This window comes from Halomonas sp. 3A7M (assembly GCF_014897875.1).
Classification (GTDB): domain Bacteria; phylum Pseudomonadota; class Gammaproteobacteria; order Pseudomonadales; family Halomonadaceae; genus Vreelandella.
On sequence record NZ_JABUZD010000175.1, the window covers coordinates 76,458 to 88,552 of the forward strand.

Annotated in this window: 9 protein-coding genes; all 9 read left to right on the forward strand. The window is 54.6% G+C overall.

The features are described from left to right. The first annotated feature begins 45 nt into the window (after nt 1–45). Nucleotides 46–3,972 (forward strand): phosphoribosylformylglycinamidine synthase, encoded by a 3,927-nt coding sequence (purL, locus tag INT19_RS19255; RefSeq protein ID WP_193061909.1) that lies wholly within the window; start codon nt 46–48, stop codon nt 3,970–3,972. A 226-nt stretch (nt 3,973–4,198) separates the two neighbouring features. Next, on the forward strand, nt 4,199–4,990 hold the full coding sequence (locus tag INT19_RS19260) for a crotonase/enoyl-CoA hydratase family protein (protein ID WP_193061910.1): 792 nt from the start codon (nt 4,199–4,201) through the stop codon (nt 4,988–4,990). Between the two features lies 1 nt (nt 4,991). After that, nucleotides 4,992–6,821 carry a DEAD/DEAH box helicase gene (locus INT19_RS19265; protein ID WP_193061919.1) on the forward strand — a complete coding sequence of 610 codons (1,830 nt, stop codon included), beginning with the start codon at nt 4,992–4,994 and terminating at the stop codon, nt 6,819–6,821. Nucleotides 6,822–6,932: 111 nt separating this feature from the next. Then, nucleotides 6,933–7,907, forward strand: a complete 975-nt coding sequence (locus INT19_RS19270; protein ID WP_193061911.1) for a segregation and condensation protein A — start codon at nt 6,933–6,935, stop codon at nt 7,905–7,907. Further along, nucleotides 7,904–8,704 (forward strand): SMC-Scp complex subunit ScpB, encoded by an 801-nt coding sequence (scpB, locus tag INT19_RS19275; protein WP_193061912.1) that lies wholly within the window; start codon nt 7,904–7,906, stop codon nt 8,702–8,704. Before INT19_RS19270 ends, scpB begins: the two co-directional genes overlap by 4 nt. Continuing rightward, entirely contained in the window at nt 8,691–9,563 is an 873-nt protein-coding gene (rluB, locus tag INT19_RS19280; RefSeq protein WP_089039779.1) for a 23S rRNA pseudouridine(2605) synthase RluB, read from the forward strand. Before scpB ends, rluB begins: the two co-directional genes overlap by 14 nt. A 939-nt stretch (nt 9,564–10,502) precedes the next feature. Next, a complete protein-coding gene (locus INT19_RS19285) occupies nt 10,503–10,709 on the forward strand; it encodes a hypothetical protein (RefSeq protein WP_193061913.1) in 207 nt (68 codons plus the stop codon). Further along, entirely contained in the window at nt 10,706–10,903 is a 198-nt protein-coding gene (locus INT19_RS19290) for a hypothetical protein (RefSeq protein WP_193061914.1), read from the forward strand. The genes INT19_RS19285 and INT19_RS19290 overlap by 4 nt, the downstream gene beginning before the upstream one ends. A 217-nt stretch (nt 10,904–11,120) precedes the next feature. After that, nucleotides 11,121–12,095 (forward strand): TolC family protein (locus tag INT19_RS19295; RefSeq protein WP_193061915.1); only part of this gene is annotated, 975 nt, incomplete at its 3' end.

Here is a 12,095-nt window from a genome sequence, read left to right on the forward strand (position 1 = left end):
ACTGATTTCCCGCACGAACTCTTCCTGCTTTAGAGGCTCCCAGATATGCTCGAACTGCGAGGCGCACCTGCCCTTTCTGCCTTCCGCCATGAACGGCTGTTAACGGTGTTGCGTGAACGTGTTCCCGAGGTGGAGGCGTTGTCCGCCCATTATGTCCACTTCATAGACCACCGCGAGACACTGGATGATGCTGCCCAGGAGTGTTTGGCCAAGCTGCTTGATTATGGCAGCCACGCGAGCCAAGACATTCCTGAAAACGCCCAGCGCTTCCTGGTTGTGCCGCGTTTAGGCACCCAGTCGCCATGGTCTTCTAAAGCAACTGATATTGCTCATAACTGTGGGCTGCACCAGATTGATCGCATCGAACGCGGTGTCGATTATCGGGTAGCACTGCGCGGAGCGCCTAGCGCAGAACAGTTAGGTGTGATCAGCGCGCTACTGCACGATCGTATGACGGAGAACGTGCTGGCTGACGTTGCTGACGCGGTCAAACTGTTTGCTCATCATACCCCTGCGCCACTGGGCAGTGTCGATATCTTGGAAGGCGGCCACGAAGCGCTGGCGACAGCCAACCGAGAATTAGGGCTGGCGCTTGCCGACGATGAAATCGACTATCTGGTGGCTGCGTTTATTGAGCTTGGTCGCAACCCTAGCGATGTCGAGCTGATGATGTTTGCCCAGGCGAACTCGGAGCACTGCCGCCACAAAATCTTCAACGCGGACTGGGTTATCGATGGCGAGGCCCAGAGCCATTCGCTGTTTAAGATGATAAAGAACACCTTTGCGACCTCGCCGGATAACGTACTCTCGGCTTATAGCGATAACGCGGCGGTGATCAAGGGTAGCCAGGGGGGGCGCTTCTTCCCCACGCCACTGACTGGCGCTGGGGGGGAGCGGGCCAGCTACGACGCCCACCAAGAGCCCATCCATATTCTGATGAAGGTGGAAACCCACAACCACCCTACAGCGATTGCACCATTCCCAGGCGCGGCAACCGGTTCTGGCGGTGAAATTCGTGATGAGGGGGCGACCGGTATCGGTGGCAAGCCGAAGGCAGGCCTGTCGGGCTTTACCGTATCCAACCTGCGTATCCCCGAGTTCGTACAGCCCTGGGAAGCGTTTGATTACGGCAAACCAGAGCGTATGCAGTCAGCGCTGCAAATTATGCTGGACGGCCCCATCGGTGGTGCGGCGTTTAACAATGAATTTGGCCGGCCTAATCTGACGGGCTACTTCCGTACCTACGAGCAGGATACGCTGAGCGACGATGGTATCGAGCGTCGCGGCTTCCACAAGCCGATTATGCTGGCCGGTGGTTATGGCAATATTCGTGCTCACCATGTGCAGAAAGGCGAAATTCCCGTTGGTGGCAAGCTAATCGTGATGGGCGGCCCAGCCATGCTGATCGGCCTGGGTGGTGGTGCAGCGTCTAGCATGGCGTCAGGCGAGTCTAGCGCGGACTTGGATTTTGCCTCGGTACAGCGGGAAAATCCGGAAATTGAACGTCGCGCCCAGGAGGTCATCGACCGCTGTTGGGCACTGGGCGATAAAAACCCGATTCGCTTTATTCACGACGTGGGCGCAGGCGGGCTTTCCAACGCCTTACCGGAGCTGGTCAAAGACGGTAATCGCGGTGGCCTGTTCAATCTGCGTGCAGTGCCTAATGCTGAACCGGGTATGAGTCCGCTGGAAATTTGGTGTAACGAAGCCCAAGAACGTTATGTGCTGGCCGTTGCCCCCGAAGACCTGGATACCTTTGACGCACTGTGCAAGCGCGAACGCTGCCCCTATGCGGTGGTCGGCGAGGCCATGGAGCATCATCATCTGGAAGTTCGCGACGGTCATTTTGATACCAAGCCGGTCGATCTGCCGATGAGCGTGTTGTTTGGCAAGCCGCCGAAGATGACGCGCTCGTTTGAACGTCAAACCCCTGAGCTATCTGGCGTTATGCTCGACAACCTGGATCTGCGCGAAGCGATGGATCGGGTGTTGCGCCTGCCAACCGTGGCATCGAAGAGCTTTTTGATTACCATTGGTGACCGTTCAATTACCGGCCAAGTCGCCCGCGATCAGATGGTTGGCCCTTGGCAGGTACCGGTGGCCGATGTGGCCGTGACCACTGCTAGCTTCGACACCCACGCTGGTGAAGCCATGGCGATGGGCGAGCGCCCGCCAGTGGCGCTGATTAACCCTGCTGCCAGCGCCCGCTTAGCGGTTGCCGAAGCGATTACTAACTTAGCTGCGGCGCCAATTGCCAAACTGTCGGATATTAAGCTTTCAGCTAACTGGATGAGCGCTGCCGACCATCCCGGTGAAAATCAGGCGCTCTATGATGCTGTACATGCCGTAGGTATGGAGCTGTGTCCGGCACTCGGCATTGCCATTCCGGTGGGTAAGGATTCCATGTCAATGCGTACCGCTTGGCAGGAAGGTAATGAGGCTGACGAAAAGAGCATTACATCGCCGCTTTCGCTGGTGGTGACGGGGTTTGCGCCAGTGACCGATGCAATGGCGACGTTGACACCGCAAATCAATCTGGAGCAGGACGAATCAGATCTGATTCTGATCGACCTGGGAAATGGACAAAACCGCTTAGGTGGTTCTGCGCTGGCGCAAGTCTATGGTCAAGTCGGTAATGACTGTCCTGATGTTGATGACCCAGAAGACCTGAAGGCGTTTTTTGAGGTCATTCAGGGGCTCAACCGCGATGGCAAGCTGCTGGCCTACCACGACCGTAGCGATGGTGGCCTGCTGGTCACGCTGTTGGAAATGGCCTTTGCTGCCCATGCGGGCCTTGAGATTAAGCTGGACTGGCTGATTGATGAGCCGGTGGAAGCGTTCAATGCGCTGTTCTCTGAAGAGCTGGGTGCGGTGATTCAGGTGAGCCGTGAGCACACTGAAGAAGTGCTCACCCAGTTTGCCGTTGCAGGTATCGAAACATGCGGTGTTATTGCGCGTCCCCGTTATGACGACCAGGTGCGGGTAACGCTGTTTGAAGAGCCGCTGCTGGAAACTACTCGCCAACTGACTCAGCGCACCTGGGCGGAAACCAGTTACCGCATGCAGGCGCTGCGTGATAACCCCGAATGCGCTAAGAACGAATTCGATAACCTGCTGGATGTTCGTGATCCTGGCCTAAGCGCCGCGCCTAGCTTTGATATCAACGATGATATCAGCGCGCCGTTTATCAACACGGCCAAGCCTGCTGTTGCCGTGCTGCGCGAACAAGGTGTTAATGGTCAGGTCGAGATGGCTTGGGCATTCCATAAAGCGGGCTTTGACGCAGTGGATGTGCACATGAGTGACATCCTGGAAGGGCGTGTTTCGCTTGATGAGTTCAAAGGGCTAGTCGCCTGCGGCGGTTTCTCTTATGGCGATGTGCTGGGCGCAGGTGGCGGTTGGGCGAAGTCGGTACTGTTCAATGAGCGTGCCCGTGAGCAGTTTGCCAACTTCTTCACCCGTGATGACAGCTTCTCGCTGGGCGTGTGCAATGGTTGTCAGATGCTCTCGCAGCTTAAGACACTGATTCCGGGGGCTGAAAGCTGGCCTGCGTTTGAGCGTAACGAATCTGAGCAGTTTGAAGCACGTGTGGCGATGGTGCGGGTAGAGAAAAGCCCGTCGATTCTGCTGGCGGGTATGGAAGGCTCTAAATTACCGATTGCTGTGGCCCACGGCGAAGGACGTGCTGAGTTCCGTGATACCGCGCATCTGCGCAGTATGCAGTCCAGCAGCCAGATAGCGCTGCGTTATATCGACAACTACGGTCAAGTAACAACCCGCTACCCAGCTAACCCTAATGGCTCGCCGTCAGGAATCACCGGCCTCACCACACCGGATGGCCGTGTGACCATTATGATGCCTCACCCAGAGCGGGTGACTCGCGCGGTTACCAACTCCTGGCGTCCGGCCGAGTGGACTGAGGATGGCGCTTGGCTGCGTTTATTCCGTAACGCCCGTGTATGGCTGGGCTGATACGCCCTGCCATGCTAAAGAAAAGCGGCCTGCGGGCCGCTTTTTTCCTGTGGTGGAGAAGTGATCTTGGCGGTGGTTGCGATAGAATGAAACGTGTGTTTGAAAATGCTTCATCTTCGCGCCACACTCAGTTCACAAGCGCTTTTATCACGTCATAAGCGCACTACTTCACAAGCTCAGCTATCGCCCATCGATGGCGAGCCAAAGGAATCTTCTGGGAGCTCGAATGCATCAAATCCTCAATGAACGTGTGACCCTAACCTTCGCTGACCACGTGGCTGAGGTCATGTTGTCGCGACCTGACCACCATAATGGCCTGGATTGGGCCATGATTGATGGTCTGTTGGCAGCCCAACAGTGCCTGACCCAGCTCGCTGGGCTGCGTGCGGTGGTCTTGAGCGGCGATGGTGACAGCTTTTGCGCGGGGCTCGATATGGCGTCGATCATGAGCGAGGCGGAGCGGCTGCCCACCCTGCTGGCGTCCGATGAAGCGGGCATCAACCCGGTTCAGCGCTTGGCTCTAGGCTGGCGCGAGGCGGGCGTTCCCGTGGTGGCTGCTCTGCACGGGCATGTTTACGGCGGCGGCTTGCAGATAGCCTTGGGCGCCGATATCCGCATTCTCCACCCCCGCGCACGTCTGGCGCTGCTTGAGATCGACTGGGGGATCATCCCTGATATGGCCATTAGCGTGACTGGAGCGGGGCTGCGTCAGGATGTACTCCAGGAATTGGCGATAAGTGGGCGCAAGGTATCAGGTGAAGAGGCCTATCAGTTGGGCTTGGGCAGCCGCCTGAGCGATACGCCCCAGGAAGCCGCCCGGGAAACCGCTGCGCTTATTGCCTCGCGCTCACCTCGTGCCGTCGCTGCGGCTCGTGAACTGTTTGCATGCAGTCCGGATTTAGCCCCTCGTGATCGACTAGCCCTCGAAGCGCATTTGCAGCAGCAGCTTTTAGCCGGTGCCGAGCAGCGTGAGGCGGTGAGTGCACGAATGGAGCGTCGCGCCCCGCGTTTCGACTGACATGCCTCAATTCAGCCCTTCCAGCGATCCCATTTCTGGCCCACCACCCCGTTTACGCCCCTACCAAACGGAGGCTGTAAAGCGCGTGGTGGGCCACTTCCGTGCCAGCAGCGCGCCTGCAGTGGTGGTATTGCCCACTGGGAGCGGTAAGTCGTTAGTGATTGCTGAGCTGGCCAGGCTAGCCCGTGGCCGTGTGCTGGTGCTGGCCCACGTGCGTGAGCTGGTTGAGCAAAATCATGCCAAGTACCAAGCCTACGGGCTTCAGGCAGATATTTTCAGTGCAGGTCTTAAGCGTAAAGAAGCCAGCCGACAAGTGGTGTTTGGCTCGGTGCAGTCGGTGGTGCGTAATCTGGAGCGCTTCAGTGACGCCAGTTTTACGTTACTGGTGATTGATGAATGCCACCGAGTATCGCTAGAAAAAGATGCCAGCTATCGCCAAGTGATTGAGCATCTGCAGCGTCAGAACCCACAGCTAAAAATTCTCGGCTTAACCGCTACGCCGTTTCGGTTAGGGCAGGGATTTATCTACCACCGCCATCACCATGGCATGGTGCGTGGCGATGAAGCGTGCTTCTTTGCCGACTGCGTCTTTGAACAGCCGCTACGATTGATGGTGAAACAAGGTTTTTTGGCGGCGCCTAAACGGCTGGATATGGCCATTGAAGGCTACGATTTTTCTGCCTTGGCCCCTGCGCCCAGTGGGTTGTTTCGTGAGGAAGAGCTCAATCGCGTTGTTGCCGGTAGCCGTGCTACGCCAAGGATTATTCAGCAGGTGGTTGAGTACGCTGAAGAACGTCAAGGGGTAATGGTTTTTTCCGCAACGGTCGCTCATGCTGAAGAAATCATCAGCTACTTACCTGCGGACCAAGCGGCGTTGATTACCGGCGCGACGGCCTCCCAAGAGCGCGCCTCTCTGATTGAAGCGTTCAAGGCGCGTGAGCTTAAATTCCTGGTCAACGTCGCCGTGCTGACGACCGGATTTGATGCGCCCCATGTGGATTTAATCGCTATTCTGCGGCCCACGGAATCGGTGAGCCTTTATCAGCAGATTGTTGGTCGAGGGCTGCGTTTATCGCCGGACAAAACCAACTGCCTAGTGTTGGATTTCGCCGGCAATCCCTGGGACCTTTATGCGCCAGAAGTCGGCGAGCCAAAACCAGACAGCGACAGCGAACCGGTCCAGGTTGAGTGCCCGGCGTGTGGCCATGCCAATCTGTTCTGGGGCAAACGAGATGGAGAGCTGGTGATTGAGCATTTTGGCCGCCGCTGCCAGGGGCTGGTAGACAACCCCAATCCGCCCGCTAAGCCGGGCAAGGGCAGGCAGGGCACCGATCAAAAACAGTGTGATTTTCGTTTTCGCTTTAAAGTTTGTGAGCAGTGTGGCGCTGAGAATGATATTGCCGCCCGCCGATGTCATGGTTGCGAGCAACTGCTGGTGGATGCCGACGATAAGCTCAAAGACGCACTCAAATTAAAAGATGCCAAAGTGCTGCGAGTCAGCGGTATGCAGTTAGAGGCCACGACCAATGGGCGGGGGCTGCCGCGTTTAAAAGTGACTTACTACGATGAAGATGGCGCGAGCTTGGCGGAGTGGTTTGCGCTGGAAACGCCTGCTCAGCGGCGGGCATTTTATGCTGTTTTTTTACGTAACCACCTGCGTGCCCCAGGCGCTAAGTGGCAGCCTGCTTCGCCGGCCGAAGTGGTCGAAGAGCAGCGCCGCCTGCGCCATCCTGATTTTGTTGTGGGGCGTAAAGTCGGGCGGCACTGGCAGCTTCGCGATAAGCTGTTTGACTACCAAGGGCGTTATCGCAAGGCGGCTGAGGCAGGCTAGCGATAATGCCTCGATAGGTGACACGCTGTTACACTGGCGAGCATAGCCATTTAACTAACCATGGGCGCTTAACTAACCATGGATGTTTAACTAAAAAGGAACACGCCCCGCGTGAGCGAGACGCCAAACGCCCCCGTTGATCACGAACTTATTGCGCCAACTGCCGAACCGGCAGCGGAAGCGCTTGGGCGTCTGTTTGATGAGCCCATCATGCAGTTGCCGGAGGATCTCTATATACCTCCGGAGGCGCTACGCGTGTTTCTAGAGGCCTTCGAAGGGCCGCTTGATCTGCTGCTCTATCTTATTCGCCGTCAGAACCTGGATATTTTGACGATCAATGTGGCGACCATTACTCATCAATACATTGAGTATGTGGAACTGATGAAAGCCATGGAGATTGAGCTGGCCGGAGAGTACTTATTAATGGCGGCTATGCTGGCGGAAATTAAATCCCGCACACTACTGCCGCGCCCACCGAAGGCAGAAGGCGAAGAGGAAGAAGATCCCAGGGCTGAGCTGATTCGCCGTCTGCAAGAGTATGAGCGCTTAAAGGAAGCCGCCGAAACGTTGGACACGCTGCCTCGGGTAGGGCGTGACTGGTTTAGTGTACAGGCGGGCCTGCCCCCGTTAGAGGCGCGGGTAATTCATCCCGATGTAGGGCTAGATGAACTGCTGGGGGCGCTGTCGGATATTCTGAAACGCGCTGAGTTGGCGCAAGCCCACCAAATCAGCCGCGAGGTACTCTCTACCCGCGAACGCATGCTGAAAATTATGGAGCAGTTAAGTCACGACGGGGACCATCAGCGCTATACCCCGTTTGAAGCGTTGTTTACGCTGGAAGAGGGGCGTGCTGGAGTCGTTGTTACGTTTATGGCCATTTTAGAATTAGCCAAAGAAGCCATGATCGAAATTGTTCAGAACGCGCCACTGTCGCCCATTCATGTGCGTGCGCGACGTGCAGCCCTCACGGATGGAGAAGAGAGCGCATTTGAAGAGGCTGACTCAGACGATGACGCCTCAGAGTCTGCGTTTGAAGAGTACGCGTTTGAGGAGTCAGCATTTGAACCTGACGAGGAGTCGCCGTGAGAGACACCACGTTAGACGATATTATTGAAGCGGCGTTGCTCGCCGCTGGCGAGCCGCTTTCTCTAGAGCGGCTTGAAACGCTGTTTTTAGAAGACGAGTGTCCGTCTAAAAAAGCGCTGCGCGATACTTTGTCCCGCCTTGTCCTGCGCCATGAAGAAGGAGCGCTGGAGCTAGTAGAGACCGCGTCAGGGTTTCAGCTGCGTATTCGCCCACGGCTCTCTCATTGGGTATCGCGCCTATGGGATGAGCGGCCACAGCGATACTCCCGGGCATTGTTGGAAACATTGGCGCTGATTGCTTATCGACAGCCGGTGACGCGGGGTGATATCGAAGACGTACGCGGTGTAAGTGTTAGCAGCTCTATTATCCGTACGCTAATGGAGCGGGGATGGATTCGCGTGGTAGGCCATCGAGATGTACCAGGGCGACCAGCCGTTTATGCCACCACCCGCAACTTTTTAGATGATTTTGGCTTGAAAACCTTGGATGCATTGCCGCCGATGCATGAATTGGTCAATACCGATGATAGCGATACGGTTATTGAGCAAGATGAAGCACAACCAGCACTGGACGAAACGCCAGAAACCGTGCAAGATGCGCCACCCCAGAGTGAAGAGATAGCTTCAGCTGAGACTGCTGCAGCAGAGATAGCTGATAAACACGCCGAGACGGCGTTAACCCAGCCGCTGAGTTTTGCCGATTTAGAGGCGCGCTTAGCGGCACGTGCGCAGCGTAACGATGATGATGCGCGCACGCAGACTAACGATGTGAGGTCAGACGACCATGAGTCAGAGTAATAACACCACGCCCCCCGCCAGTGAAAAGCTGCAAAAAGTACTGGCCCGGGCAGGGCTGGGGTCACGCCGTGAAATGGAAACTGCCATTTCCGACGGCCGGGTAAAGGTTAATAGCCAGGTAGCCAAGTTAGGCGACCGAGTAGAAGCCCGCGACAAGGTCAGTTTTGATGATCGCCCTGTGTCGCTGCGCCCCGAAGAGGAAGTGCCCCGCCGTGTGATTATGTACAACAAGCCGGAAGGAGAGTTGTGCACGCGCAAAGACCCAGAAGGGCGTCGCACGGTGTTTGAGCGTCTCCCGCGCCTGAAAGGCGAGCGCTGGGTTGCCATTGGCCGTTTGGATATTAACACTAGCGGCTTGTTGCTATTCACCACAGACGGCGAGCTTGCAAACCGGCTAATGCACCCTTCGACCCAGGTAGAGCGTGAGTACGCGGTTCGAGTGATGGGTGAAGTCAAGCGCGAGCATATTGTCGCCATGGTTGATGGCGTCATGTTAGAAGATGGTCCTGCGCGCTTTACTGACGTACAAGAGTTTGGTGGCGAAGGCATTAATACCTGGTTCCACGTGGTGATTTTAGAAGGTCGTAACCGTGAAGTACGCCGCCTGTGGGAATCTCAGGGGCTAACGGTTAGCCGTCTGAAGCGGGTGCGCTACGGCAACATATTCCTTGATAAGCGCGCTAAAGCAGGCGAGTGGGTTGAACTCTCCCAGGATGAGGTCGACGACCTAGCTACGTTAGCAAACCTGGAAACTCGCAAGGTACCTGCACTAACACCCGACGAGAAAAACCGCTGGAGCCGTGATAAGCACAAACGCCGTCCGGTTCAAGCTATGCGCAAGCCTAAGCGTCGCGAATAACTATTAACACAGTCGGTGCTATTACAAATAGTGCCTCTTTGATAATTCGCTCAGGGTCTCTGTAGATATCAACGTCTTCGAGGCCCTTTTGTGTTTCAGGAATTGTGTTTTCAGCAATGCCCTGTGGTTTGGCCCCATTACTGTGCTGCTTTTTCCCCCATCTACGTTACCGAATTGCGATTAAGCCCAACCGGCGGGCGTGCATTTCCTCTCTTTGATCAATGTTGATTCTCTAAAACCTTTGAACTTCATCGAATTAGAAAGCTTTTCTGAAGGGGAGATATCTTTCTTTAAGGGAATAAAGTTTGTAATATTTTGATACCGAGTTACACAACATCAGTATCTAAGCTAAACACTTAGCCGAACTAACGTTTGGAGGTTCGGATAGTAGTGCAGACTGTTCAGGGTGAATGATCAAGTGTTTTGAATGCATTAGATTTGCCTTATGTTGATTGAATTCAGGTTATCTCTATAAGAAATTGGTTTTGTTTTATATACCTTTTTCGTGTAGTCCTTTTTTGGCTGTGACTCCTTTCGGTGAGCCTGTTGTTGAAGAAATCGTGTGATTGATGGGGTGAAGAGTTAGTAGCTAAGAGCTATTGGATGGCATTCTTTTGTTGCGATTCTTTTTAATTGGTCTAATTTCGATGAGTATGAGGAAAATACTAAATACGCTAAGCCGATTGTTAATTCTTTGCATGCAGGGGGGAGTGGGAAGAGCCTCGCTATAGTTTACAGTACGGCTAATGCAAACATTTTTCGTGCGGGTTATAACTCCGGCGACGCGGCGCTTTATTACCGTATCTACGATTAGCAAGGTAATTTCCTAACGGATCAGTAAATGATTGTTACGGGAGGTGATGGAGCCGGACTACCCAATAACAATAATGTCAACTGGGACTCCATCTACGTGGCGCCGACAGGGGGGATGACTTTGTCGTGGGCTGGCTGGGGGCTGATCATGACGGCGATGGCACCTCTGCATTGATCAATCTGATGACACCGGGGTACGACACTATCGCGGTGGCGGAGGATGTGGCCGGTAACAAGTTAGTCCAGGTTGAGGGTGATGTTGATCCGGCTGTGGTAGGCGATTTGGGCGGTGGCGCACCGCCCGTCGTGAGTCAGCCGAAGTCAGTTCGATGATGTTTAGACTAAGCGATATGGATGATGGAGCTGGCGATGGAGAGATGGTGTTGCCTGAATTTGACAGCAACTATGTGGAAGAGGAGCAAGTGGCAAGTGGCTCTGAAACCTCTGGAGAAGTGCCTATGGGAGACTTCTCCGAGCTGCAGAATCCGCTTAACGACGAGCTTGATCAGAACACCTATGTGGCTTGATTAAGGCTTTAACGTTGGCATTACTGCCAAAGCACCGGGCCCAAGGGCCCGGTGCGTTTTTTGGTTAAGGTAAAGATGACCCAATATTGGCACGCAGTTTTTTGCCATCAATGCAGCAACCCTCAGTGGTATTGGTGGCAGAATGCTGGAATAGAAGCTGTAAGGAAAGCTGTAATGTCAGCCCAAGTGATCATCGCAAAATGGAGTGAAGCTAACTATGAGAAACCTCAGTGCTGACAAGCTAAAAAATAAGACTCCCTACATGGTATGGGCATTGGCGGTCAGTTTTTTGTCATGGGGTGGGGTTAGCACAACGTGGGCACAGAAGGGTGGCCCATCGACATTGGATGGTGTCACTGATCAACCGACACAAGATGCCCAAAGCCTAACCATGCAAGCGGCGGTGCAACAAGCGGTTAATTGGTACCCTTCTATTGCTGAAACATTGGGGCGCTTATATCAGCAAAATGAGCAGGTGGCGGTGGCGCGTTCTGGGTATCTGCCTCAGGTTGATGCGGGGTTATCATCACAGTACAGAACATCCAGTAGCCAAACGGAAGAGGCGTTCAATATTACCGCCTCCCAGATGCTCTATGATTTTGGCAAAGTTGAAAATGAGGTAAAAGCCGAATTATTTGGTGTGGAGCGCGATCAGGCGAGAGTCCTGTTGGCAATTGATCAACTAGCGCTCGAGGTCGCTCAAGCGGTAATTGATATTCAGCGCTTTAAAACCTTGTTGGCGATTGCAGATGATCAAATTAACAATGTCACCGATATACAGGTGTTAGCGGAAAGACGCTCAGAGCTTGGCGCCAGCACACGGTCTGATGAGGTGCAGGCGCAGTCAAGGGTGGAAGCGGCTAGAGCAACACGTGAGCAGTATCAGTCACGGCTGTCAACCAGTCGTAATAACTTAAGCAGGCTCATTGGGGCGCAAAGGCCGGTTAGCGTTACGGATACTCTTCCCGATGGCTTGTTACAAGTATGTAAGACGGTTTCTGATCAGTTTCATAATGTACCGGAAATTATGGTGGCCGATGCCCAGCGTGAAGAAGCACGCGCACAAATTGCTCGGCGTGAGGCAGATTTTTACCCAACTATCTCCGCAGAGGCAGGCTTTAATCAATTTATTAACCAGGTCGGCAACAATGAACCGCCCCGGTTATTCCGGAGACCGGTTTGTTTGAGTCAG